At 25.9% G+C, this 25,850-nt stretch carries 21 protein-coding genes, 1 tRNA gene and 1 pseudogene; 16 read left to right on the top strand and 7 right to left on the bottom strand.

Translation table 11 applies throughout. From position 1 onward, the window contains the following. The coding region (locus H0H49_RS01510) for a porin (protein WP_238784927.1) at positions 1–1,176 on the top strand (1,176 nt) is incomplete at its 5' end. 65 nt (positions 1,177–1,241) lie between these two features. Then, a pseudogene (gene nadD, locus H0H49_RS01505) lies at positions 1,242–1,834 on the top strand (nicotinate (nicotinamide) nucleotide adenylyltransferase). A gap of 8 nt (positions 1,835–1,842) precedes the next feature. On the opposite strand, the gene H0H49_RS01500 reads toward nadD, so the two are convergent. Continuing rightward, positions 1,843–2,745: a 5'-3' exonuclease gene (locus H0H49_RS01500; protein ID WP_185864224.1), complete on the bottom strand. Its 903-nt coding sequence runs from the start codon at positions 2,743–2,745 to the stop codon at positions 1,843–1,845. A gap of 55 nt (positions 2,746–2,800) precedes the next feature. On the opposite strand from H0H49_RS01500, the gene metG reads away from it, so the two are divergent. After that, positions 2,801–4,495 carry a methionine--tRNA ligase gene (metG, locus tag H0H49_RS01495; protein WP_185864223.1) on the top strand — a complete coding sequence of 565 codons (1,695 nt, stop codon included), beginning with the start codon at positions 2,801–2,803 and terminating at the stop codon, positions 4,493–4,495. An 11-nt stretch (positions 4,496–4,506) separates the two neighbouring features. Here the strand turns inward: metG and H0H49_RS01490 are convergent. The 5 genes from H0H49_RS01490 to H0H49_RS01470 form a co-directional block, all read right to left on the bottom strand. After that, positions 4,507–4,592 (bottom strand) — tRNA-Ser (locus H0H49_RS01490). An 11-nt stretch (positions 4,593–4,603) separates the two neighbouring features. Then, complete coding sequence (gene lysA, locus H0H49_RS01485; protein WP_185864222.1) at positions 4,604–5,836, bottom strand: diaminopimelate decarboxylase; 1,233 nt, start codon at positions 5,834–5,836, stop codon at positions 4,604–4,606. Positions 5,837–5,907: 71 nt separating this feature from the next. Next, entirely contained in the window at positions 5,908–8,310 is a 2,403-nt protein-coding gene (gene lon, locus H0H49_RS01480) for an endopeptidase La (protein WP_185864221.1), read from the bottom strand. A gap of 136 nt (positions 8,311–8,446) precedes the next feature. Further along, positions 8,447–10,459 (bottom strand): NAD-dependent DNA ligase LigA, encoded by a 2,013-nt coding sequence (gene ligA, locus H0H49_RS01475; protein WP_185864717.1) that lies wholly within the window; start codon positions 10,457–10,459, stop codon positions 8,447–8,449. A gap of 4 nt (positions 10,460–10,463) precedes the next feature. Next, complete coding sequence (locus H0H49_RS01470) at positions 10,464–11,372, bottom strand: peptide chain release factor N(5)-glutamine methyltransferase (RefSeq protein WP_185864716.1); 909 nt, start codon at positions 11,370–11,372, stop codon at positions 10,464–10,466. Positions 11,373–11,433: 61 nt separating this feature from the next. On the opposite strand from H0H49_RS01470, the gene mnmE reads away from it, so the two are divergent. The 5 genes from mnmE to rplI all read left to right on the top strand — a co-directional run bounded on the left by mnmE (position 11,434) and on the right by rplI (position 15,592). Then, positions 11,434–12,852 carry a tRNA uridine-5-carboxymethylaminomethyl(34) synthesis GTPase MnmE gene (mnmE, locus tag H0H49_RS01465; RefSeq protein WP_185864746.1) on the top strand — a complete coding sequence of 473 codons (1,419 nt, stop codon included), beginning with the start codon at positions 11,434–11,436 and terminating at the stop codon, positions 12,850–12,852. Between the two features lie 19 nt (positions 12,853–12,871). Next, positions 12,872–14,374, top strand: a complete 1,503-nt coding sequence (gene gltX / locus H0H49_RS01460; protein WP_185864715.1) for a glutamate--tRNA ligase — start codon at positions 12,872–12,874, stop codon at positions 14,372–14,374. 78 nt (positions 14,375–14,452) lie between these two features. Next, positions 14,453–14,797: a 30S ribosomal protein S6 gene (rpsF, locus tag H0H49_RS01455; RefSeq protein WP_185864714.1), complete on the top strand. Its 345-nt coding sequence runs from the start codon at positions 14,453–14,455 to the stop codon at positions 14,795–14,797. A gap of 5 nt (positions 14,798–14,802) precedes the next feature. Beyond that, positions 14,803–15,120, top strand: coding sequence for a 30S ribosomal protein S18 (gene rpsR, locus H0H49_RS01450; protein ID WP_185864713.1), 318 nt, complete (start codon positions 14,803–14,805; stop codon positions 15,118–15,120). A gap of 10 nt (positions 15,121–15,130) precedes the next feature. Next, positions 15,131–15,592 (top strand): 50S ribosomal protein L9, encoded by a 462-nt coding sequence (rplI, locus tag H0H49_RS01445; protein WP_185864712.1) that lies wholly within the window; start codon positions 15,131–15,133, stop codon positions 15,590–15,592. A 5-nt stretch (positions 15,593–15,597) separates the two neighbouring features. Here rplI and H0H49_RS01440 read toward each other — a convergent pair whose 3' ends face one another. Beyond that, complete coding sequence (locus H0H49_RS01440; protein WP_185864745.1) at positions 15,598–16,941, bottom strand: Nramp family divalent metal transporter; 1,344 nt, start codon at positions 16,939–16,941, stop codon at positions 15,598–15,600. 332 nt (positions 16,942–17,273) lie between these two features. Between H0H49_RS01440 and H0H49_RS01435 the strand changes: the two genes are divergently transcribed. From H0H49_RS01435 to dnaG, 8 genes are read left to right on the top strand one after another with little or no spacing between them, the layout of a single operon-like run. Next, positions 17,274–18,113 carry a prephenate dehydratase gene (locus H0H49_RS01435; RefSeq protein WP_185864711.1) on the top strand — a complete coding sequence of 280 codons (840 nt, stop codon included), beginning with the start codon at positions 17,274–17,276 and terminating at the stop codon, positions 18,111–18,113. 4 nt (positions 18,114–18,117) lie between these two features. Then, positions 18,118–19,275, top strand: coding sequence for a pyridoxal phosphate-dependent aminotransferase (locus H0H49_RS01430; RefSeq protein WP_185864744.1), 1,158 nt, complete (start codon positions 18,118–18,120; stop codon positions 19,273–19,275). After that, positions 19,272–20,120, top strand: a complete 849-nt coding sequence (locus H0H49_RS01425) for a prephenate dehydrogenase (protein ID WP_185864710.1) — start codon at positions 19,272–19,274, stop codon at positions 20,118–20,120. The genes H0H49_RS01430 and H0H49_RS01425 overlap by 4 nt, the downstream gene beginning before the upstream one ends. 14 nt (positions 20,121–20,134) lie before the next feature. Next, positions 20,135–21,211 (top strand): bifunctional 3-deoxy-7-phosphoheptulonate synthase/chorismate mutase type II, encoded by a 1,077-nt coding sequence (locus H0H49_RS01420; RefSeq protein ID WP_185864709.1) that lies wholly within the window; start codon positions 20,135–20,137, stop codon positions 21,209–21,211. 14 nt (positions 21,212–21,225) lie between these two features. After that, the gene (gene metK, locus H0H49_RS01415) at positions 21,226–22,476 is read left to right on the top strand and encodes a methionine adenosyltransferase (protein ID WP_185864708.1); all 1,251 of its coding nucleotides are present in this window, start codon (positions 21,226–21,228) and stop codon (positions 22,474–22,476) included. A gap of 16 nt (positions 22,477–22,492) precedes the next feature. Continuing rightward, positions 22,493–23,293: an enoyl-ACP reductase FabI gene (locus H0H49_RS01410; protein WP_185864707.1), complete on the top strand. Its 801-nt coding sequence runs from the start codon at positions 22,493–22,495 to the stop codon at positions 23,291–23,293. A 10-nt stretch (positions 23,294–23,303) separates the two neighbouring features. Further along, a complete protein-coding gene (gene rpe / locus H0H49_RS01405; protein WP_185864706.1) occupies positions 23,304–23,957 on the top strand; it encodes a ribulose-phosphate 3-epimerase in 654 nt (217 codons plus the stop codon). A 14-nt stretch (positions 23,958–23,971) separates the two neighbouring features. Then, positions 23,972–25,849, top strand: coding sequence for a DNA primase (dnaG, locus tag H0H49_RS01400; protein WP_238784962.1), 1,878 nt, complete (start codon positions 23,972–23,974; stop codon positions 25,847–25,849). Position 25,850: the final 1 nt, after the last annotated feature.

The following is a 25,850-nucleotide window of genomic DNA, read 5'->3' as shown; positions in this document are numbered from 1 at the left end:
GACAAAGATAAATGCGACAAAGATAAATGGGACAAAGATAAATGCGACAAAGATAAATGCGACAAAGATAAATGGGACAAAGATAAATGGGACGATCAAGTAACGATAAACGAAGAAACAGAAAAAATGAAAAAAGATAAGTCTCATTTGAACATATCTTTAGATTTATCAAACAGTATTAATTCTGCAGTAATAAATGAAATTTTTGAAGGATCTAATTTTTCTGAAGATTATTTAAATTTGGAAGTTAAAGGAAAAGTAAATGATAAAATTAGTTATCGTTTTTCAAAGAAATTAGATAATAATAAATATGATAATGATTATAATAATATCATGGATTTAGCTTACTTAAAATATAAGTGGAGTGATAATCTTGATTTATTGATTGGAAAACAACCTATTGCTTTTGGAAGTATGGAGTATACAAATCATTTTTATGATAAAGCATTTCGTTATTCCAACCTATATAAAAGGAATACAGAAAACCCTATTGGTTTCAATTTGATTTATCATCCAATCAAAAACCAAGAGTTACAATTCCAAATTACAAATAATAATAATAATGTACCAATAAAAAAAGAGTATGATAATAAAGTGTGGAGATATCCTATGGGAGCTACTTTGAATTGGAATTCAAGTTTATTTAATAAAATGGTAGAAAGCAGATGTTCTTATTCTATTTTTCAAGAGAATGAAAAGAAAAGCTTTTGGAAAGTATTAGCAATAGGTGGAAAATTGAATATTAAACCTATATCTATGGAAGCAGATTACATTTTAGATGAAGAAGACATTGAAAAAAATGGAAGTGTAACAAAAATTATACAGTCAATGGTTTTTGATTATAATAATTCACCATCTGTAAAATATGGAACTTATTTATTGAAGTTTAAATACAATTTTCTTCCAAAATGGAATTTTATTGCTAAATTTGTACATGAAATAGGTGTTTCTAAAAAAGAATTTGGAGATTTTTTTGGTAAAGATAAAATTTTTCAAAAGTTATATACTTATTATGGAGGTATCCAATTTCATCCTATAAAAAATAATGAGGATTTTACTTTACATCTTGTTTATAAAAATCAAATAGTAAACTATCATTTAAATCAAATGAAGAAGGAAAATAAGAACAATCATTTTATTTCTTTAGGATTTAGTTATCGTGTTAATATTATTTAAATAATTAAAAAAATATCGAGATATATTTTTTTTGTCTCGGTATTTTTTTTTTATTTTTATTTGGTATGAAAAAAATAGTACTTTATTTTGGATCATTTAATCCAATACATTTAGGGCATACAATTGTTGCTCATCATACAACAGAATTTATAGATATAGATTATGTTTGGGTGATCGTATCTCCACAAAATCCATTAAAAAAAAAAATATTATAGATTATGAGCATAGAATCAAAATGGTTCAGATTGCATTTTCTGATTATGATAAAATAAAAGTATTGGATATTGAACATGAAAATTATCCATCTTATACTATTCATACACTTAATAAGATAGAAATAAAATATCCAAAATATAAATTTTTACTATTATTAGGAGAGGATGCTTTTTATTCCATAAAAAAATGGAAAGATTATAAAATTATAATTAAAAAATATACTATAATAGTATACCCCAGAATTGGATATTTTTATAGTACAATGAGTCCAATTTTTAATCAAAAAAAAATTTCTTATTTGAAAGAAGCACCAATTATTGAAATATCTTCTTCTTTTATTAGAAGAAATACTAAAAAAGGAAAAAACATGAAACATTTACTTCATACAGAAGTATGGAATTATATAAAAAAATATAATTTTTATAGAAATCATTTAATATAATAAATTAATTATTGTTTTATTTTATATATAAAATATTGATAAGCTATTTTCAATAATTTTTTAAATTCAAGTTCTAATAATATTTTTTTTATCGGATTCCATTTTGGTTTTTTTATGTAAAATTTATCATCTTCAAAAGATAAAACTGGAATGTTTGTTACTATTGTAATTAACTTTTTATATAAAAATACCAAATGTTTATTATTTTCAATATTTTCTTTTAATTTTCCTTTTAATTCATTAGTTGAATCAAACAATTTTTCAATATTACCATATTTTTTTATAAATCTTGTAGCAGTTATTTTTCCTATTCCCGGAATTCCGGGAATATTATCGGAATAATCCCCCATCATACTCCATAAATCTATAACTTGTTTTGGATAGTTTACTTCAAATTTTTCTATTATTTCTTTTATTCCTAATATTTTTTTAGGATGACCTCTAAAAGGCGGAACATAAATTTTAATATTTTTTGTTACCAATTGACAAAAATCTTTGTCTAAAGTCATTATATATATTATATAACCCTTTTTTTCTGCAATATTTGCTATTGTTCCTATCATGTCATCAGCTTCATATCCTTTTATAGCATGTATAAAATGAATCCTCAAAGTTTTTAAAATATTTTTAATATAGGGAATAGCTATATGAATAGCTTTTGGGGTCTCTTTTCTATGTGATTTATATTTATTATATTTTTTTTTTCGAAAAGTTTTTTGATGATTATCAAATATAATTCCCATATAAAACGGTTTTTCATTATTTAATGTATTTATTAATAAATATATAAAATTCATAATGGGAGAAGTATCTAATCCTTTGGATGTAAGTAGAGGATTCTTATTATAAGCATAATAACTTTGATAAATCATAGGATATGCGTCTATTAAAAATAATTTTTTTTTCTTCATATATCAATTTTATTCTAAATTAATAATTTAGTTAGTAACAGTTATTAATGAGTTAATGAAAAAATCAAGTAGATATACAGTAACAGCTGCATTACCATACGCTAATGGGCCTCTTCATATTGGACACCTAGCAGGAGTTTATTTACCTGCAGATGTATTTGTTCGTTTTCTTAGAAGAAATAACATAGATGTTATTTTTATATGCGGATCTGACGAACATGGAGTTCCTATCGCAATTCAAGCTAAAAAAGAAAATAAAAAACCTAAAGATATAGTAAATAAATATCATCATATGATAAAAAATTGTTTTATTGATTTTGATATTAAATTTGATCATTATTCAAGAACATCTACAAAAGTTCATTATAAAATATCTACTTCTTTTTTTCGAAGATTTTATGAGGAAAAAAAAATTTTTGAAAAAGAATCTCAACAATATTTTGATGAAAAAGAAAAACAATTTTTAGCTGATAGATATATATGTGGTATATGTCCATATTGCAATAACAATAATGCTTATGGAGATCAATGTGAAAATTGTGGAAATTTTTTAAATCCTATGGATTTAATACATCCAAAATCTACTATAAGTGGAAATATTCCGATTTTAGAAAAAACTAAGCATTGGTATTTTCCTTTAAATAAATATCAAAAATTTTTAGAAAAATGGATTTTGGTAAAGCATAAAAAAGATTGGAAAGTTAATGTGTATGGTCAAGCAAAATCTTGGTTAGATCAAGGATTAAAACCACGACCGATCACAAGAGATTTAAATTGGGGGATTCCTATACCAATTAATGGATATGAAGGAAAAGTAATGTATGTATGGTTTGAAGCACCTATAGGATATATATCTTCTACTATAGAGTGGTCTAAAATAAAAAAAATGGATTGGGAACCTTACTGGAAAGATGAGAATACAAAATTAATTCAATTTATAGGAAAAGATAATATTGTATTTCATTGCATTATTTTTCCAGTTATACTTAAGGCTTATAATAGTGGATATATTCTACCGGATCAAATATTAGCCAATGAATTTCTTAATCTAGAAAACAAAAAAATTTCTACTTCTAAAAATTGGGCTGTTTGGTTGCATGAATATTTAGAAGATTTTCCAAATCAACAGGACGCACTTCGTTATATACTAATAGCAAATATGCCAGACAAAAAAGATAATAATTTTAATTGGAAAGATTTTCAAAAAAAAAATAATGATGAATTAGTTTCTATATTAGGTAATTTCGTAAATCGAACGATGACTTTAGTTAAAAGATATAATAATGGTATGGTACCATATCCTTTTAATTTTACAAAAAAAGATAAAAAAATTTTAGAAAATGTTAAAAATTATCCAAATAGTATAGGATTTTTAATAGAGTCCTATAATTTTAGAGAAGCTTTAACTTGTTTCATGAATTTAGCTAGAGTAGGAAATAAATATTTAACAGAAGAAGAACCTTGGAAAAAAAACAAAGAAAAAAAACGTTTAAATACTATTCTTTATATATCCTTGCAAATCGTTGGTGTTTTAGCTCAATTATCTGAACCTTTTTTGCCATACACAGCAAATAAATTATTAGACATGCTTCGTTTACAACCTTGTGATTGGAATCATATAAAAAATATAGAAAAAATGTTAGTACCAGGTCATTCATTGGGTAAATCTTCATTATTATTTGAAGTAATCACCAATGAAAAAATTGAAAATCAGTTGAGTAAATTAGGAATAAAAATACAAAATAAATAATACGACAGCAGCGGAGAGAGAGGGATTCGAACCCCCGGAGGTATGAACCCTCAACGGTTTTCAAGACCGCCGCAATTAACCACTCTGCCATCTCTCCAAAAAAAATATTCACATTTTTATTTCGATGACATTTCTAAGAAGGTCTTGCATAGTTTCTCTTTTTCTTATCAAAAAATCTTTTCCATTAATAATCATAACTTCAGAAGGTCTGTAACGAGAATTATAATTAGAAGACATAGAAAAGCAATAAGCTCCTGCATTTTTAATACATAAAATATCTCCTTCACGAATTTCTGTAACTTTCCTATTTAAACCAAAAGTATCTGATTCACAAATATATCCTACAATTGTATAAAAACGGAGACGTCCATTAGGATTCGAAATATTTTCGATACAATGATAAGCATCATAAAACATAGGACGAAGAAAATGATTAAATCCTGAATCAACTCCAGCGAAAACAGTAGAAGTTGTATGTTTGATCACATTGACATGAACTAAAAAGTACCCTGACTCGCTGACTAAGAATTTTCCAGGTTCAAATATTAAAGTTACTTCATTACCGTAATCTTTACAAAATGATTTAAATTTTTCTGTAATATAATTGCTTAAACAAACAAGATCTGTTTTTATATCATTTTTTGTATATGGAACTTTGAATCCGCTACCAAAGTCAATATAATCAATAATATCTGGAAGGTCCATTGCTATCCTAAATAAAATTTTTGCCCCTTCTAGAAAGGATTTTATATCTGATATATCAGATCCTGTATGCATATGGATTCCTTCTATTTTAAGTCCTGTATTCTTTAATATCCTTTTTATGTGAGGAATTTGATAATGAGAAATACCAAATTTAGAATCAATATGACCAACGGAAATTTTTGAATTACCTCCTGCCATAATATGTGGATTAATTCTAATTCCTACAGAATAGTCAGAAAAATATTCTCCAAACTGTTCTAAAATGGATAAATTATCCAAATTTATTCTGACTCCAAAATCTACTGCTTTTTTTATTTCTTTAATAGAAACACAATTAGGTGTAAATATAATTTTTTTAGGATGAAAACCTGCTATTAAACCTAACTCTACTTCTTGAATAGATACAGTATCTAATCCACTTCCTAGTTTTTGTAAAAATTTTAATATGTTAAGATTCGTATTTGCCTTACAAGCATAATTAATTATTAAATTATTTATACAACTGAAAGCATTTTTCATCTTTATATATTGTTCTTCTATTTTAGAAGAATCATAAATATAAAGAGGAGTCCCATATTTATTAGAAAGTTGTATCAACTTATTCCTATGGATTGGATAAATAATTTTCTCTTTCATTTTATTATCATCAATAAATTCATATTATTATTCTGTATGATGCAGAAAGCAGATTGTTTAATAATATTTTTTTATAGTAGAGATAAATGAATAACATCGTTCATATCCTTAACATAATCAAAAGTTAATCCTCTTAAATGTTCTGGTTTAATTTCTTCTACATCTTTTTTATTATCTTGAGAAAGAATTATTTCTTTAATATTTGCTCGTTTAGCTGCTAAAATTTTTTCTTTTATTCCACCTACAGGAAGAACTTTTCCTCTTAAAGTTATTTCTCCCGTCATAGCTATATGAGGTCTAATTTTTCTTTTAGTATAACTTGATACTAGAGAAGTTAACATGGTTATTCCTGCAGATGGTCCATCTTTAGGAACTGCCCCTTCAGGTACATGTACATGTACATTTTTTTCTTCAAACATTTTAGGATCGATATTAAATTCTTTGTAATGTGATTTGATATATTGTAAGGCAATTGTAGCAGATTCTTTCATAATTTCTCCCAAATTTCCAGTAATACTCAAATTTCCTTTTCCATTTGATAAACTAGATTCTATATATAAAATATCTCCACCAAAGTTAGTCCAAGCTAGACCGGTAACTACACCTGGAACATTATTTTCTTCATAACGATCTGGATCATGTGGTACACCAAGAATATTTTCTATTTTTTCTATACTCAATCTTTTTACATATTTTTTATTCATAGCAATATGTTTCGCTACATAACGTGCTAATTTTGCAATATGTTTTTCTAAAGTTCTTAATCCAGATTCTCTAGTATAACTTTCAATTATTTTTTCTATTTGTTTCGTTCCAAGTACTAAATCTGATTTTTTTATTCCATTGTCTTTTAATTGTTTAGGAATAATGTGTTTTTTTACAATTTGCGTTTTTTCTTCCACTGTGTATCCATTCATTTCTATGACTTCCATTCTATCTATTAGAGCAGGTTGTATATGAGAAAGTGAATTTGCCGTAGCTATAAATAATACTTTTGATAAATCGTAACCCATTTCTAAAAAATTATCATAAAATGATGTATTCTGTTCTGGATCTAAAACTTCTAACATAGCGGAAGAAGGATCTCCATTGGTTCCTAAACTCATTTTATCGATTTCATCGATAACGAAAACAGGATTTGAAGTTCCCACTTTCCGTATAGATTGCAATAATCTTCCTGGCATAGCTCCAATATAAGTTCTTCTATGTCCACGTATTTCAGATTCATCATGTAGACCACCTAAAGAAATACGGACATATTTTCTTTTCAGTGCAGTAGCTATTGATCTACCTAAAGATGTTTTTCCTACCCCTGGAGGTCCGTAAAAACATAGAATAGGTGACCGCATATCCCCTCTTAATTTTAAAACAGCTAAATATTCTATAATACGTTCTTTTACTTTTTCTAATCCATAATGATCTCTATCTAATATTTTTTGAGCATATTCTAAGTCAAAACTATCTTTTGAATACCTCCACCAAGGTAGGTCTATCATTAATTCTATATAATTTCTCTGTACGGTATATTCTGGCATTTGAGGATTCGTTCTTTGCATTTTTATCAGTTCTCTTTCAAACTGTTTTTTTGCTTCTTGAGGCCACTTTTTTCTAGAAGCTTTCACACGCATTTCATCAATTTCTTTCTCATAAGAAATATCTCCTAGTTCCTCTTGTATAGCTTTAATTTGTTGTTGTAAAAAATATTCTCTTTGTTGTTGATCCATGTCACTTCGAACACGAGATTGAATGTCATTTTTTAATTTAATCTGTTGGTGTTCTACGTTCAGAAAACGTAATGTTTCCATTGCTCTTTTTTTTAAATCATCGTATTCCAATAATTTTTGTTTATCTCTGATTGCTAAATTCATATTAGCTGCTACAAAATTTATTAAAAAAGAGGGACTTTCAATATTGCGTATTGCTATACTTGCTTCTGATGGAATATTTGGATTGTCTTGAATAATTTTTATAGCTATTTCCTTGATAGATTCTACTAAGGCAAGATATTCCTTATCATTACAAGATGGTTTTTTTTCTTCTAAGGCTAGAATTTCTGCTTTAAAATATGGATCATTTTGAATGAAACGATTTACTTTGAACCTTCTTTTACCTTGAAGAATTACTGTTGTATTCCCATCAGGCATTTTTAATAATTTTAATATTTTAGCAACAGTTCCAACAGAGTATAAATCTTTTTCACTCAGATTGTCTATTCCAGAATTTTTCTGTGTTAAAACTCCAACCGTTTTATCAAATCCATAGGCATCTTGTAATAATTGTATAGATCCACTTCTTCCCGCTATAATTGGAAAAACAATTCCAGAATACAAAACCATATTCCTAACTGTTAAAATACATAATTGTTTTGGAATATCGTCTTTCAAAAGCTGATCCTCTTCATCTTGACTCATTAGAGGGATAAATTCAGCTTCTGAATCGAATCCAGATTCGGTAAATATATTTTTTAGTAACATAAAAAAATAGATTTCTTAAATGATGAATTCTTTCATTCATACTATAGAATTAAATATACTTTTTTCTATATGAAAAACAAAACCATACATACAAGTACTATTTTATTCATTGAAAATATTTTTTAATAAATGTTGATTATGGATTTTTAATCATGTGTAAAAAAATATCTTCTGTTAAAATTTTAATAGTTCTCTTATATATACTTTTTTCCAGTTTAGAACCAAAATTTTTTCCAACTATTATAAAATTAATTTTATTATTTACAGTATTATATACTACTCCCCCCAAAGATTCTATGATGTCCTTTGCTCTATTACGGTTCATACAAGATAATTTTCCTGTAAATACAAAAGCTTTTCCTTCAAAACAGGAATTTTTTTTTATTTTTCTATTTTTAGAAGTGGAAAGATTTAAACCGAATTTTACAAGCATTTGAATCATATGTTTATTTTCTTGAATTGAAAAATAGGTGATTATGTTTTTTGAAGTTTCTTTTCCTATACCTGGAATAGAAATTAAATTATCATAACTGGCATGCATCAAATCATGTATATTCGTAAAATGTTCTATTAATCTTTTTGAGATATATTCTCCTACATGATGGATCCCCAAAGCATAAATAACTTTATGATAAGGAGTTAATTTTTTTGATGTTTCTATATTGTTTAATATTTTTTCAGCTAATTTTTCTTTTATTCCTTCTATTTGAAGTAGTTCTTTTTTTTTCAATTGAAATAAATCATATAGATTATATAAAAAACCTTTTTTGTATAATTTTTCTATTATTTTATGACCAATATTTTGAATATTCATTGATTTATCACTTACAAAGTGTATTATCTTTTTTATTCTTTTAGAATAGCAATTTTTATTGATACAATAGTATAATTCATTTTTTTTTATTAATGTACCATTACATGATGGACATTTTTTCAAAAAAAGTATGGGATCAGCTTTATGAGATCTTTTTTTAATATTTATTTCTGTTATTTTTGGAATTATATCTCCTCCTTTTTCCAGTAGGATAGTATCTCCGTGATAAATTTCATTTTTTTTGATAAAATGATTATTATAAAGTGTTACTCTTTTGATTGTTGTTCCGGAAATTGATATAGGAATAACATTGGCAACAGGAGTAATAATACCTGTTCTTCCTACTTGAAAAGTTAGGTTTAATAATTTTGTTTCTGATGGTTTTTCTCTAAATTTATAAGCTATTGCCCAACGCGGATATTTACTGGTACAGCCTAGAAAATATTGTTTTTCATATTCATTCACTTTAATAACTATTCCATCTGTTTGATAGGGTTGTTCTTTTTTATATATTTTCCAAAAATTTATAAAATAAAAAATATCATTTACATTTTTACAAAGATGTTTTAATGGAGTAATAAACCCCCAATTATTAATATATTTTAATGATTTATATTGGTCATAAAAAGGTAAATTTTCTCCTGAAACACTAAATGCTACACAATATAATCCTCTTGTAAATACTTCTTTATAATTATGAATTTTCAATGTACTACTAGCAGTATTTCTTGGATTATTATAAGGATTTTTTCCTATTTTGATACGTCTTTTATTTAAAATTAAAAAATTTTTTATAGGTAGGAATATTTCTCCACGTATTTCAAGGTAAGAAGGATAGTTATTACCTATTAATTTTAATGGGATTGATGTTATAGTACGTACATTTTTTGTGACATCTTCTCCTTTTTCACCATCTCCACGAGTCACTGCATGAGTTAAAATACCGTTTTTATAAATCAAGTTGATAGATACTCCATCATATTTTGGTTCACATACAAAGGATATATTATTGTCATTGAATAAATTGTTTATTTTTTCCAACCAAACTATTAATTCTTTTTTGGAGTAAACATTTTTCAGAGAATACATTTTGTATTTGTGATGGTGAATGGTACAATCTATTTTATCAACATCTGTTCCTATTTTTATACTTGGAGAGTTAGGGTCATATAATTCAGGATATTTTTTTTCCAAAACAGATAATTCACTCAATTTTTTATCGAAAACATAATCAGATATATCTGGATTATTCAATACATAGTATTTATAATTATGATCATCTAATTCTTTTCTCAGTTTTTTGATTTTATTTTCTATTATTATTTTATTATTCATTTTTTTATTTTTTACTACAGTATATTGCGCGAATCATTCGGAAATTTCCTTGAAAATCTTTTCTTATTTTTATACTAAAAAAACCTGATTTTTTTAAAAAATTAATAACATTTATATAAAAAAACTGATTTATTTCAAAATAAATATATACGATACCAGTAAATTTTTTTTTTATCCAAAAAGAAATTTTTTTGTAAAAAACTATAGGATCATTATTAGGAACGAATAATGCGCTATCAGGTTCATATTGAATAATATTTGGATGTAACATTTTTTTTTCAGATGATGTGATATAAGGAGGATTGCTAATGACAATGCTAATGGAGTTATTTTGAGTTATTGGTGAATAGAATATTAAATCTTTTAAAACGTTTAATTTTATTAAAGAAATGATGACATTATGTAATTTCATATTTTTTCTAGCCATAGAAATGATTTCATTCGAATAATCTATTGCATAAATATGTCCTATGTTAGGTTTTATCTTCTTTAAAGATATTCCAATACATCCACTTCCTGTTCCTATATCGAAAATTTGTACATAATTATCCTTATAAGGATCCGTATGATAATGATAGTTGTCTTGTAATACCCAATATACTAATTCTTCTGTTTCTGGTCTTGGAATGAAAACTTTCTCATTAACCATGAATTTCATTCCAAAAAAATGAGTATGTTTTATAACATATTGAATAGGTCTATTATTTTTTAATTCCCATAATTTTTTCATTAGTTTTTTATAGATAAATAAACTTATTTTTTCTTTATTTTTTAGTAAGGATAATACAGTAACTTTCTCACATTTTAATATGTGAGTCATGAGTAAAATAAATATATTATCTAATTCTTTTTCAGGATATGAGTATTTAAGATTTTTATTAAAAAAACGATAAAATTTATAAATGGAAACCATAATAATACGAATTAAAAAAATATTTACTTTGTTATAATAATTATTAAAATTATATTTAATGTTGATAAATAATGATACCATTGCATCTTTAGCTACTCCTACTACTGGTTCCAGTGCGATATCTGTTATTCGTATTTCTGGAAATGATTCTATTTCTATTGTTGAAGATATTTTTATTTCCATTAAACCAGGAAAAAAATTGAAAAATCAATCAACCCATACTATTCATTTAGGTTTTCTGGTAGAAGAAAAAAAAGTAGGTAATGAAAATTTTTTGGATCAAGTATTGATATCCGTATTTAAAACACCTTTTTCTTACACTGGAGAAAATATGATAGAAATATCATGTCATGGATCTTATTATATTCAACAAAAAATTTTGCAATTATTAATTAAAAAAGGAATACGTTTAGCTAAACCCGGAGAATTTACACTTCGTGCATTTTTAAACAAAAAGATCGATTTATCACAAGCTGAAGCTATAGCTGATATTATATCATCTGAGAATAAAGTTTTTCATGATATATCCTTGCAACATATAAAAGGATCTTTATCTAATACTATTAAGAATTTAAGGGATAAATTATTAGATTTTGCATCTCTTTTGGAGTTAGAATTGGATTTTTCAGAAGAAAACTTAATTTTTGCTGATAGATTTGATATTTCTTCATTTTTTCATAAATCAAAAAAAATATTAAAAGATTTAATTGAATCTTTTTCGTTAGGTAATGCCATAAAAAAAGGTATTTTTGTTGTAATTGTTGGAGGTCCTAATGTTGGAAAATCTACCTTATTTAATTCTATTCTTAAAGAAGAACGCTCAATTACATCGAGTCAAAAAGGAACAACTAGGGATTGTATAGAAGGTACAATTGTTTTAAATGGAATTCTTTTTAGATTTTTAGATACAGCTGGTATTAGAAAAAAATCGAAAAATGCAATAGAAATTCTTGGAATGAAAAAAACTATGAGTAAGATAAAAGAATCTGAAGTGATATTATATGTTTTTGACTCTTCTTCTATACAAAACATAAAAAGTATCAATAAAATTATTGATCAAATCAATAGTTTTGATAAAGAATATCCATCAAAAAATATTTTTGTTTTAGCGAATAAATCTGACATTCCTCATCATTTTCAATATTTTCAACATATAAAATCTAGATTTTCTTATTTTTTTGAAATTTCAGCAAAAAATAATCATGGAGTTGATCAAGTTCTCATAAATTTGAGTCATTTATTTGTTGAGAAGTTGAAAGATAAAAATATTATTGTTACGCAGAACAGACATTATGAAGCTTTGAATCTATCATTAGAAGAAATGAATTTAGCGCATGATGCTTTCAATAAAGGTGTATCAGAGGATTTAATTTCTATACATATTAAAGAAGTACTACGTCATTTAGGAAAAATAACAGGAGAGATAACAAATGAAGATATATTAACAAATATTTTCTCTAAGTTCTGTATTGGAAAATAATAATTAATAAAAATTAGTTATGTCACAACAACATATAAGGGTTCGTTTTGCGCCAAGTCCTACAGGTCCCCTTCATTTAGGAGGAGTAAGGACTGCGTTATATAATTATTTATTTGCTAAGAAACATGGAGGAACATTTATTCTTAGAATAGAAGATACCGATAAAAAAAGATTTGTTCCTAATTCTGAATCTTATATTTTAAAAACATTAAAATGGTGTCATATAGAACCAGATGAAGGAGTTGGATATGGAGGTCCATATTCTCCTTATCATCAATCTAAAAGAATAAATATTTACCGTTATTATATCAATCAATTATTAAATAATGGATACGCGTACTATGCTTTTGAAACAGATGACGATCTTGGTATAAAGAGGAAAGAATATAAAAATATGGGTTTAACTTTTTCATATAACTATGAAAATAGAAATAAGTTAGACAACTCATTAAATATGACTAAAGAACAATTAAAAAAAAAGTTAGATATATGTTCTTCCTATGTTATTCGATTTAAAATAAATCCTGGAGAAAAATTAAAAATGCATGATATAATACGTGGGTGGATAACAATTCATACAGATCAATTAGATGATAAAATATTATTAAAATCAGATGGAGTAGCTACTTATCATTTAGCAAGCACAATAGATGATCATTTAATGAAAATAACTCATGTTATTAGAGGGGAAGAATGGTTATCATCTTTAGCTTTGCATTTTTTGTTATACAGATCTTTTGGATGGGATCCACCTAATTTTGCACATTTACCTTTAATATTAAAAAAAGATGGTAAGGGAAAAATTAGCAAAAGAAATCCAGAAAATTTTCCTATATATCCTATGCAATGGATAAATGGGGATACCATTATTCCAGGATATAAAGAGTTAGGTTATTTTCCAGATGCTTTTGTAAATATGTTGGCTTTATTAGGATGGAATCCTGGAGGTAAAAGGGAAATTTTTTCTTTACAAGAATTAGTTAAAACATTTTCCTTAAGTAGGATAAAAAAATCTGGGGTTTTTTTTGATATAAAAAAAGTTTATTGGTTTAATAAAAAATACTTAATAAGTAAAAAAGAAGAAGTTTTTTCTTTTATGTGTAAAAAAATGCAAAAAAATTTCATTTTATATGAAAAAGATTACTTATGGAAAGTAATACATTTAACAATAAATAGAATTCATTTTATCCATGAAATATGGGAACATTCTTTTTATTTTTTTACACCACCCAGTTATTATGACACTTATTTTTTGAGAAAAATAAAAAATAATCATGAACAAATCATATTCAAACTAAAAAATGCAAAATTATCATTGTACAAAATAAATCCATTTACATATGTAAATGTGAAACTTTTTTTTCAGAAATATGAAAATAAATGTAGAATTAAAATGATGCAATTATTTCGTTTTGCCTTGGTAGGAAATCTAAAAGGAGTTGATCTTTTTACCATTTTAGAAATGATAGGAAAAAAAGAATCTATCCAACGTTTGGATAATTTGATTAATAAGATTAAATAAAAAAATTTAGAATAAAATTATTTTGAAAAAACAACATAAAAAATATAGATTTACATTTTAAATAAAAAAATATGATGGATGTTGAAACACTATGAAAATATCATAATAATAACTCCTATATTATCTGATGACCAAGCAAAAAATACAGCAAAGGAGTACGAAGATTATCTTATACAACAAAAAAAAGGTAAAATTGTTCATCAGGAACATTGGGGTCTAAAAAAGTTAGCTTATCCTATTCATAAGAAACAGAGTGGTTGTTATCATTTATTCGAATTTTTATTAACTCCCAATTTTATATCTGATTTAGAATTAAAATTGAGACAAGATGAAAGAATTCTTCGTTTTTTAACTGTTCAACTAAATAAGTATGGAATAGAGTATGCTGAAAGAAGAAGAAAAAAATTATTAAAAAAAGGATAAAAATTATGATTTTAGAAGAAAAAAATAAAAATAATCATACTACTACGAAACCATCGAAAAAAGATAGTGATTTAAGATATTTATCTCCTCTTAAAATAGAAACAAAAACAGAGAAAAAATATTGTTATTTTGAACAAAGAAACATTAAATATATTGATTATAAAGATCCTATATTTTTAATAAAATTTCTTAATGCACAAGGAAAAATTTTACCACGTCGTATCACAGGAACATTAAAAAAAAATCAAAATAAATTAAATTCTTCAATCAAAAGATGTCGACATATTGGTCTATTGCCTTTTGTTACAGATGATTTAAGATAAAATAATAATAATGAAAATTATTTTAAAAAAGGATATAGAAAATTTAGGTTTTCAATATGATGAAATTGAGGTAAAACCTGGATATGCTAGAAATTATCTTATCCCTAGGGGATATGCTGTATTAGCATTACCTGAAACTATAAAAAGTATTCGTGAAATATTGAAACAACGTTATAATAAGGAAAGTTTTTTGATTGAAAAATCGAAAGAAATAGAAGAAAAGCTAAGTAAATTAACCATAAAAATTTCAGCTAAAGTTGGAAAAGGAGGAAAACTTTTCGGTTCTATTAATAGTCATTATCTGATGAATATTCTGAATAAAGAAGGAATATCTATAGATAAAAAATATATTAGAATACCTGATAATAAGGTTATTAAAACAATTGGAAAACATAAAGCGAACATACGATTACATCAAAAAAGGGAATTTATATTAAATTTTGAAGTATTGCCATCTTCAACTTCTTCTTAATTTAATTAAGAATATATAGTAAAATAATTGTATAATAAAAATGAATTTAATAATATTATTAGGGTAGTAATCAACCAAGATAGTATTTTTAAAAGCTTTCCATTGACAAAAATTCCCATTTTTTTTGAGTCTCCTGTAAAGTTTACTAATGGTACAATAGCAAATATTAACTGTATGGATAATATTATTTGACTAATAATTAGTAATTCTGCAGTTCCTTTATCTCCGTATATGATAGATGTAATCATAGCTGGTATAATAGCTATTAATCTTGTAATGAGTCTTCTTATCCAAGGTTTTAGTTTGATATTCAGAAATCCTTCCATTACTATTTGACCAGCTAATGTTCCAGTTAATGTAGAATTTTGTCCTGAAGCTAGTAAAGCTAACGCAAAAAAAACTCCAGCAAATCCAGAACCTAATATTGGAGTCAAAAGTTTATGTGCATCCATAATATCTGCTACTTCTGTATGTCCATATTTATGAAAAGTAGCGGCAGATATGATCAATATGGCGGCATTGATAAAAAATGCTAAAGATAAAGATAAAGTGCTATCTATTGTCGCATATTTTATTGCCATTTTTTTACCTTCAACTGTCCGGGGATAATTTCTAGTTTGTATAATACTTGAATGTAGATAAAGATTGTGAGGCATTACTGTTGCGCCTAGTATTCCAATTGATATGTAAAAAGCATGAGGATTTTTAATGATATTAATATTAGGAATTATTCCTTTCAAAATAGAAAAAATTTCTGGTTTTGAGCTTATGATTTCAAAACTGAAACAAATTAAAATTGTAAATATCAAGGTAGCAACTATACTTTCAATATATCTAAATCCTTTAGATTGAAAAAATAAAATCATTAAAACATCTATAGTTGTAATTAATACTCCCCATGTTATGGGAATATTAAAAAGAAGTTTTAATGCTAATGCACTACCTATAATTTCTGCTAAATCACAAGCAGAAATAGCTATTTCGCATAAAATCCATAATATAAAACTAATAAATGGATGATAGTGATCTCTACATGCTTGTGCTAAATCTCTTTCACAAACAATTCCTAATTTTAGAGATAAATGTTGTAAAATAATAGCAAATAAGTTGGATATAAAAATAACAGACAACAACATATAGCCAAATTTAGCACCTCCAGAAATATCCGTTGCCCAATTTCCAGGATCCATGTAACCTACGGCAATTAGAAGTCCAGGACCTGTGAAAGCAAAAAATTTTTTCCACATTCCTTTTTTTTGAGGGACATGAACAGAAGAGAACACCTCCGAAAGGGTAGGTTGCTTATTATCTTTTCTCCATCCCATAATAGAATATCTTTTTTTTTGCATCATAGAAAAAATATAGTTCGATAATAACAAATCACGTAGTACTACTATTAATTAATTACTATTTACGATGTATTATAAAAACAAACGAATAATCTAAATTAGATCATCGACATAAAGTTAACCGTTTTAATTTTTTGTTGAATCTATTTTTTTTGAAACATACTATAATTATGTTTAAGGATTTTAAGAAAATATAATAGAAAAAATGATATTATGTCCTTATGTCGTTGTTATGTTAATTGCATTAATTCGAATAATTTTTTATCTTTGTCTGTAATTTATTTTTCCGCTTGATTGATAATGAAACTTTTTAATTTAATTTTTTTAGTTTCATGAAAAAAATAGCGATACAAGGTGTGAAGGGGTGTTTCCATCATGCGGCTGTTTCTGCCTATTTTGTAGGATGTAAGTATAAGTTAATAGAATGTTCTTCTTTTAGAAGATTAGCTTTTTATGTAGCAAAATCAGATGTTGATTTTGGAGTTATGGCAATAGAAAATACTATAGCTGGTACTATATTAATGAATTACAGTCTTTTGTCCGAATATAATTTAAAGATTATTGGAGAGGTATATATGCCAATTCAACATCATTTAATGGTTTATCCTGGACAGGATATAGAAGATATAAAAGAAATTTATTCTCATCCTATGGCATTATTACAATGTGAATCATTTATAGATTCTCATTCAGATATAAAAATATCTGAGTATTCTGATACAGCAGCTGCTGCTAAATATATAGCCATTCATAAAAAAAAAGGTTTAGCGGCGATAGCATCGGAGAATGCAGCTGAGGAATATGGTTTGGAAATTCTTTATAAGAATATACAAACTATCGAAAGAAACTTTACTAGATTTTTCATCATTAAAAATTTTTCTGATAAAGAAGAAAATGACTATTTTAATAAAGCATCTCTAAGATTCAAAATATTACATACTACTGGTAGCCTTTCTCAGATATTGAGTATTATATCAAACATTGGAATAAATATGACTAAAATACAATCGATACCTATTATACAAAGACCTTGGGAATATACATTTTACGTAGATGTAATATTCAATAATATAAACGATTATGAAAAAATGAAGCAACGTATGCAAAATATTCCATGTCTTCATAAGTTATCTGTTATGGGAGAATATAAAAATGGACGAATTAGATCCTAATTTTATGATTGTAGAAGCAAAAAGAATGAATAAAATATCGGAATATTTTTTTTCCAAAAAAATGAAAGAGATTTCTCATCTTGAGGATGAAGGAATAAATGTCATTAATTTAGGAATTGGAAATCCGGATCTTCTTCCTCCCAATGGAGTAATACAAAAAATGAAAGAAGCTTCAGAATTATATCATGCTAATGCTTATCAAAGTTATATAGGAATAGAAGAATTACGTATTGCTATATCTAATTGGTATTGGAAGTTATATCAAGTACGGATAGATTCTAATTATGAAATTTTACCATTAATTGGATCTAAAGAAGGGGTAATGCATATAAGTATGTCTTATTTAAATAGAGGTGATAAAGTATTAATTCCAGACCCTGGATATCCAACTTATTCTTCTATATCTCATCTTTTGGAAGCGGATATTATTTATTATGATCTTTATGAAAAAAAAAATTGGATTCCTAATGTTCAATATATGATGGAAAATAAAAATATGTATAATGTGAAAATGATGTGGATAAATTATCCTCATATGCCTACAGGTGCTACAATTAATTTAGAAAAATTAGAGGAAATAGTTTTTTTTGCTAAAAAAAATAATATATTATTAGTCCACGATAATCCTTATAGTTTTATATTAAATGATCGACGTCCTTTAAGTATTTTTAATATTAAAGGTGCTAAAGATATTGCTATTGAATTAAATTCTTTAAGCAAGAGTTACAATATGCCAGGATGGAGAATTGGAATGGTGATAGGTAAAAAAGAATTTATTTATAATATTGCAAAAGCAAAAAGTCAAATGGATTCTGGTATGTATTATCCAATTCAAATTGGAGCTATAGAAGCAATGAAAAATCATGATGAGTGGTTTGAAAAACTGAATATAGAATATTATAAACGTAGGAAAATTATATGGAAAATATGTGATTATTTGAATTTAAAATACTCAGTAAAAAGTTGTGGAATTTTTGTTTGGGCAAAAATAGTAGATCATGAAATAAGTGATTATATATGGTCCGATAATTTTTTGAGAAAATATCATATATTTATTACTCCTGGAAGTATTTTTGGTAATAATGGAAATGGTTATGTAAGGTTTTCTATGTGTTGTCCTATAAAAATTTTGGAAAAAGCAAAAAATAGAATATTTTCATGAATATTGGAATTATAGGATTAGGTTTGATTGGAGGATCAATTGGTTTAGGACTACGTAAGTATAATTTTGGAAAAAAATTTATAGGAACAGATTCTAATAAAGATAATGCTTATAATGCTATCAAACTTGGAATAGTAGATGAAATAATTTCTCTTCAAGATCTTATATTACAATCTTCAATAATTATTTTATCCATTCCAGTCAATGAAATAGAAGAAATATTACCAAGTATATTGAATAATATTAGTGCAGATACAGTAATTATAGATACTGGATCCACTAAAAATTCTATTTGTAATAGAGTTTTATATCATCCGAAAAGAAGTCGATTTGTTGCTACACATCCGATTGCTGGTATTGAAAAATCTGGACCTACATTTGCTCATCATAATCTTTTTTATCAAAAAAATTGTATTATTTGCGATTGCGAACTTAGTGATCCTGACGCAATGGATATTGCTCATAAAATATATTCTACCATTGATATGAGGATCATTTATCTTACATCTGAAGAACATGATTTATATATTGCTTACATGTCTCATTTACCTCATGTAATTTCCTTTTCTTTGGCATATACAATTTTAGAAAAATTTGATAATAAAGAAAAAATATTTAATAATATGATGGGAAGTGGATTATATTCAACTACACGTTTAGCGGAAAGCAAACCTGAAACTTGGTTACCTATTTTTATTTCTAATAGAAAAAATTTAATGCAAGCCATAAATTTTTATATTAACTACTTGGAAATGTTTCGCGATGACTTAATACAAAAAAAATTTGATAAAATAGATCGATATATAAAAAAAGCGAATAAAATGAAAGATAAAAAATATGTGTAAATTAAAAAATTGTGATGGAAAAAAATATTCTAAATAACAGTATAGATAGATCTTGGATTGATAAATGGAATAAGCCTTTAATTATATCTGGTCCTTGTAGTGCAGAAAGTGAAAAGCAAATATTAGAAACAGCTAAGAAATTAAAAAATTCATATGTTCAAATATTTAGAGCAGGAATATGGAAGCCAAGAACGAGACCTAATAACTTTGAAGGAATAGGAAAAGAAGGACTTGAATGGTTAAAAAAAGTAAAGAAAGATACAGGATTAATGGTGGCTACAGAAATAGCAAATGCAGAACATGTTAGATTAGCAATATCTTTTGATATTGATGTTTTATGGATAGGTGCTAGAAGTACTGCTAGTCCTTTTACTATTCAAGAAATAGCAGATTCTTTAGAAGGAGAAAAAGATAAAATTGTTTTGGTTAAAAATCCTATTCATCCTGATTTAGATTTGTGGATAGGATCTTTAGAACGTTTGTTTGGAAAAGGTATCAGAAAACTGGGAGTAATACACCGTGGTTTTTATACTTATAAAAGTTCTCAATATAGAAATCAACCAAATTGGGGGATGTTATTGAATTTTAGAAGTATGCTTCCTAGAGTTCCTATTATATGCGATCCTTCACATATTTGTGGAAATAAAGAAGGATTATTGAATATAGCAAAGAAAGCTTATCACTTTTTCCGGTGTGAAGGTTTAATGATAGAAAGTCATTGTTCTCCAGATAATGCTTGGAGTGATGCGGCACAACAAATTACTCCAGATCATCTGATGGAGATGATAAAAAAATTAAATGTATGTGATAGAAAAAATGAAGTAGATTTAGATTCTTTAAGAATTTTAATTGATGAATTAGATAATAATATTATTACACTTTTAGCAGAAAGAATGAATATTGTTAAAAAATTAGGTATTTTAAAAAAATATTCAAAAATAGCTATTTTGCAGCCAAGTAGATGGGAAAAAATAATGGATAAATCCTTGAAATTAGGTAGAGATTTAGGTATTTCTGATCACCTCCTAAAAGGAATTTTTCAGATTTTGCATGAAGAATCCATTAAAATTCAAAATAGTATTCTAAAGTAACTCAGCTAAGTCCTATGACTTATTTATTTACTAGCGAATCTGTTTCGGAAGGTCATCCGGATAAAATTTCCGATCATATATCGGATGCAATATTAGATCATTTTTTAGCTCATGATCCATATGCAAAAGTAGCTGTAGAAACTTTGGTAACAACAGGGCAAATTATATTATCTGGTGAAGTAAATTCAAATACTTGGGTGAATGTTCAAAAAATAGCTCGTGATGTTCTGAGAAAAATAGGATATACAAAAAATGAATATAGATTTCATGCAGAATCTTGTGGTATTATTTCTTCTATTCAAGAACAATCTTTAGATCTATTGGAAGGAATACAAAAATCAAATAAAGAGGAACAAGGATCTGGAGATCAATGTATCGTATTTGGTTATGCTGTTAAAGAAACGGAAAATTATATGCCTTTGTCGTTAGAAATATCACATAATTTATTAAAAGAACTTTCATGTATTAGAAATGAAGGAGAAAAAATGACTTATTTACGTCCAGATTCAAAATCACAAGTTACTTTGGAATATTCTGATAATAAAGTACCAGTACATATCCATGCTATTGTGATATCAACTCAGCACGATGAATTTGATACTAAAGAAAAAATGCATGAAAAGATTGTAAAAGATATTCACAATATTTTAATTCCGAGAGTAAAAAATAATATTTTATCAAAAAATATAAAAAAGTTATTTACTGATAAAACGAAATATTACATTAATTCTACAGGAAGATTTGTTATTGGAGGACCTCATGGAGATACAGGACTTACCGGAAGAAAAATAATTGTAGATACCTATGGAGGAAGAGGTTCTCATGGAGGTGGAGCATTCTCTGGTAAAGATCCATCTAAAATGGATAGATCTGCAGCTTACGCCGCTAGACATATAGCTAAAAATCTTGTTGCGGCAGGAGTTTCTGATGAGATACTAATACAAATATCCTATGCAGTTGGGATATCAGAACCAATAGGTATTTTTGTAAAAACTTATGGTAGATCAAATATAAATAATGAAGATATAATATTGAACATAAAGAAAATTTTTGATTTACGTCCGTATTCTATAGAAAAAAGATTAAAATTACGTCAACCTATGTATGAAGAAACATCTGTATATGGACATATGGGGAAAACCCCAAGAAAAGTATATAAATATTTTTCAGATATAAAGGGGAATAAAATAATAAAAAAAGTAGAATTATTCACTTGGGAAAAAATTGATCATTTATATGATATAAGAAATGTTTTTAATCTTTGAAATAAATGATGAAATTATGTCTTACAATTTATTAAAGGGTAAAAAAGGAATTATATTTGGAGCTTTAAACGAAGATTCTATTGCTTGGAAAGTAGCAGAACGAGCTTTTGAAGAGAATGCTTCTTTTGTATTAACTAATACTCCATCTTCTATAAGAATTGGTAAAATTCATGAATTATCTCGTAAAACAAAGTCTATTGTGATTCCAGCTGATGCAACTTCTATTAAAGATCTAGATATTTTATTTGAAAAAACGTTAGATTTTTTTGGATCTAGGATAGATTTTTTATTACATTCTATAGCTATGTCAATTAATATACGAAAAGGACTAACTTATACATCTCTAAATTATGAATTTTTGAGAAAAGGATGGGATATATCTGCTATATCTTATCATAAAATCATGCAAACAGCTTGGAATAAGAATGCAATGAATAAATGGGGATCCATTGTAGCTCTTACATATATTGCATCTCAACGAAGCTTTCCATATTATGGAGATATGTCAGATTACAAATCTTATTTAGAAAGTGTGACACGAAATTTTGGTTATTTTTGGGGTAAAAAAGAAAAAGTCAGAGTAAATACTGTATCACAATCTCCTAGTATAACAAAAGCTGCAAAAGGAATAAAAGGTTTTGATAAACTTTTTATTTTTTCAGAAAAAGTATCACCATTAGGTAATGCTTCTGCACAAGATTGTGCTAATTATATTATTACACTTTTTTCAGATTTAACAAGGAAAGTAACGATGCAAAATTTATATCACGATGGAGGTTTTTCTAACACGGGAATAATTAGTGAAATGATGGAATAATAATCATATTATGAAGAAAATTATAGCTCCATCTTTGTTATCAGCTGATTTAGCTTTTCTACATCGTGACATCGAAATGCTAAACGGAAGTGAAGCTGATTGGTTTCATATTGATATAATGGATTCATCCTTTGTTTCGAATATTTCCTTTGGATTTATGTTTACAAAATATGTAAAAAAATATGCATACAAACCAATAGATGTACATCTGATGATATTAGAACCGGAACGATACATAGAAAAATTTAAGAATTGTGGAGCAGATCATCTTCATGTTCATTATGAAGCTTGTATACATTTGAATAGAACGATTTTTTCTATTAAAGAATATGGAATGAAGGTAGGAGTAGCAATCAATCCGCATACTCCTGTTTTTCTTCTACAAGATATTATAAAATATCTTGATTTCGTATTATTAATGAGTGTAAACCCTGGTTTTGGTGGACAGAAGTTTATTCATCAAACATATAAAAAATTAGAACAAACTAAAGATTTAATATTAAAGAAAGATTCTTCTGCTCTTATAGAAGTAGATGGAGGGATCAATTTAGAAAATGCTTGTTTATTATTTAAAAATGGAGCGGATATATTAGTAGCAGGGACTGCTATTTTTTCTCATTCTAATCCAAGAAAAATTATTCATATAATGAAAAAAGGAACTTAATTAGTTTTTAGTTTATGATTATTTCCAAAGAAAATAGAAAAAAAATACTATCTGCTTCTTGCATAGAGGATGTTATTGGTCATTTTGTAAAATTAAGAAAAAGTGGAATGAATTATAGAGGATTAAGTCCATTTTCGAATGAAAAAACCCCCTCTCTTATCGTATCTCCAACAAAAAAAATATGGAAAGATTTTAGCTCTGGAAAAGGGGGGGATGTCATTTCTTTTCTTATGGAACATGAAAATTTTTCTTATGTAGAATCATTACATTATTTAGCTAATAAATACAATATTCGAATAGAAGAAAAAAATAATAATGATCATTATCATGAAGTATATCATCAAATATGTAAAAAATTATATTTAATTCAAGATTATGCTAAAAGTATTTTTATCAAACAATTATTTCTTACTGAAGAAGGAAAAAAAAATGGATTGAATTATCTAATTAGAAAAAGAAAATTTGATATGAAATCAATTCGAAAATTTGAATTAGGATATGCTTCTTATTCTTGGAATTTTTTTACTAAAAATGCTTTAGATAAGGGATTCAAAATACAGGATATAGAAAAAACTGGACTTACTATTATTAAAAAAGATAATTATTTTGATTCTTTTCGCAAAAGAATCATGTTTCCAATACATGATTTATCAGGAAGAGTAGTAGGTTTTGGTGGAAGAACTATTGTTGATCCCAGTAATTTTACATATACAAAGTATATAAATTCATCTGAAAGTTTTCTTTTTCAAAAAAGTAAGATATTATATGGTTTATTTCAATCTAAAAAATATATTGTAAAAGAAAATTTTTGTTATTTAGTAGAAGGATATACAGATGTTATTTCTTTTCATCAAAATGGAATAAAAAATGTTGTATCATCCTCTGGTATTTCACTGACTATAGATCAAATTTTGTTAATCAAAAAATTCACAAAAAATGTAATACTTTTTTATGATGGAGATATTTCTGGAATGAAAGCTTCTTTCAGGGTAATTAATATGATGTTAGAAAAAGAAATGAATATACGTATATTATTTCTTAATAATGAAGAAGATCCAGATTCTTTATCCAGAAAATATTCAATGTCTCAACTCAAAGATTTTTTGGTGAAAAATAGTTACAATTTTATTTCTTATAAAAAGAAAATATATGATAAACTTTATCAAAAAAAATATGATCCCATTAAAAAATCATTTTTAATTTCAAATATTTTAAATAGTATTTCAAAAATAAAAAATATTCTTCAAAAGGAATTATTCTTGCAAGAAGCTTCCAGAATTCTCAATGTTAAACAAGAAATTCTAAACTCAGAATTAGAAAGGATAATGAAAAAAAATATAAAAGAAAAATTTATAGTTGAAAAAAATGAAAAAACATACAATTTGTTTTCAGAAGAAAAAAAAAAGGAAAATATACTTATAATTCTTGAGAAAAAATTAATAAAATTCATTTCTTTTTACGGAAATAAAATAATAAAAAAAGGAAAAAATGAAACAACAGTTTTTCAGGAATTGTTGCATTTTTTTAAAAATTTTAATTTACGTTTCTATTTAAAAAAAAACCAGGAAATATTTGATAATATTTTATCAAAAAATGTAAAAAAAAAAGAAACAAGTGATTCCAACGTTATAAACGTTATAGAAAATGAAAAATATTATTCATTATCTAAATGGGAAAAAAAAGGAATAGAAGTTCCTTCTCATAAGGAGAATATAGATCAATATATTGTTGATCTTTTATTAAGATATCAATCTCAATATATTTTGAAATTGATTCAAGAAGAAATAATAAAACATAATAAAAATATTGAAAACAAATCTTTTATAAAAAGAATTATGTATTTAACTAACATGAAAAATAAAATTCACAAAAAATTACACAGATATGTGTAAT

It is taken from the genome of Blattabacterium cuenoti (genome assembly GCF_014252035.1).
GTDB classification, from domain to species: domain Bacteria; phylum Bacteroidota; class Bacteroidia; order Flavobacteriales; family Blattabacteriaceae; genus Blattabacterium; species Blattabacterium cuenoti_Z.
The sequence above is the reverse complement of the archived record's forward strand: the minus strand, read 5'-3'. Positions and strand labels throughout refer to the sequence as shown.

Excerpts from the sequence above, each read along its gene's own strand:
- H0H49_RS01500 (WP_185864224.1), bottom strand. The coding sequence starts at position 2,745 with ATGAAGAAAAAAAAATTATTTTTAATAGACGCATATCCTATGATTTAT.
- metG (WP_185864223.1), top strand. The coding sequence starts at position 2,801 with ATGAAAAAATCAAGTAGATATACAGTAACAGCTGCATTACCATACGCT.
- lysA (WP_185864222.1), bottom strand. The coding sequence starts at position 5,836 with ATGAAAGAGAAAATTATTTATCCAATCCATAGGAATAAGTTGATACAA.
- lon (WP_185864221.1), bottom strand. The coding sequence starts at position 8,310 with ATGTTACTAAAAAATATATTTACCGAATCTGGATTCGATTCAGAAGCT.
- ligA (WP_185864717.1), bottom strand. The coding sequence starts at position 10,459 with ATGAATAATAAAATAATAATAGAAAATAAAATCAAAAAACTGAGAAAA.
- H0H49_RS01470 (WP_185864716.1), bottom strand. The coding sequence starts at position 11,372 with ATGGTTTCCATTTATAAATTTTATCGTTTTTTTAATAAAAATCTTAAA.
- gltX (WP_185864715.1), top strand. The coding sequence starts at position 12,872 with ATGTCACAACAACATATAAGGGTTCGTTTTGCGCCAAGTCCTACAGGT.
- rpsF (WP_185864714.1), top strand. The coding sequence starts at position 14,453 with ATGTTGAAACACTATGAAAATATCATAATAATAACTCCTATATTATCT.
- rpsR (WP_185864713.1), top strand. The coding sequence starts at position 14,803 with ATGATTTTAGAAGAAAAAAATAAAAATAATCATACTACTACGAAACCA.
- rplI (WP_185864712.1), top strand. The coding sequence starts at position 15,131 with ATGAAAATTATTTTAAAAAAGGATATAGAAAATTTAGGTTTTCAATAT.
- H0H49_RS01440 (WP_185864745.1), bottom strand. The coding sequence starts at position 16,941 with ATGCAAAAAAAAAGATATTCTATTATGGGATGGAGAAAAGATAATAAG.
- H0H49_RS01435 (WP_185864711.1), top strand. The coding sequence starts at position 17,274 with ATGAAAAAAATAGCGATACAAGGTGTGAAGGGGTGTTTCCATCATGCG.
- H0H49_RS01430 (WP_185864744.1), top strand. The coding sequence starts at position 18,118 with ATGATTGTAGAAGCAAAAAGAATGAATAAAATATCGGAATATTTTTTT.
- H0H49_RS01425 (WP_185864710.1), top strand. The coding sequence starts at position 19,272 with ATGAATATTGGAATTATAGGATTAGGTTTGATTGGAGGATCAATTGGT.
- H0H49_RS01420 (WP_185864709.1), top strand. The coding sequence starts at position 20,135 with ATGGAAAAAAATATTCTAAATAACAGTATAGATAGATCTTGGATTGAT.
- metK (WP_185864708.1), top strand. The coding sequence starts at position 21,226 with ATGACTTATTTATTTACTAGCGAATCTGTTTCGGAAGGTCATCCGGAT.
- H0H49_RS01410 (WP_185864707.1), top strand. The coding sequence starts at position 22,493 with ATGTCTTACAATTTATTAAAGGGTAAAAAAGGAATTATATTTGGAGCT.
- rpe (WP_185864706.1), top strand. The coding sequence starts at position 23,304 with ATGAAGAAAATTATAGCTCCATCTTTGTTATCAGCTGATTTAGCTTTT.
- dnaG (WP_238784962.1), top strand. The coding sequence starts at position 23,972 with ATGATTATTTCCAAAGAAAATAGAAAAAAAATACTATCTGCTTCTTGC.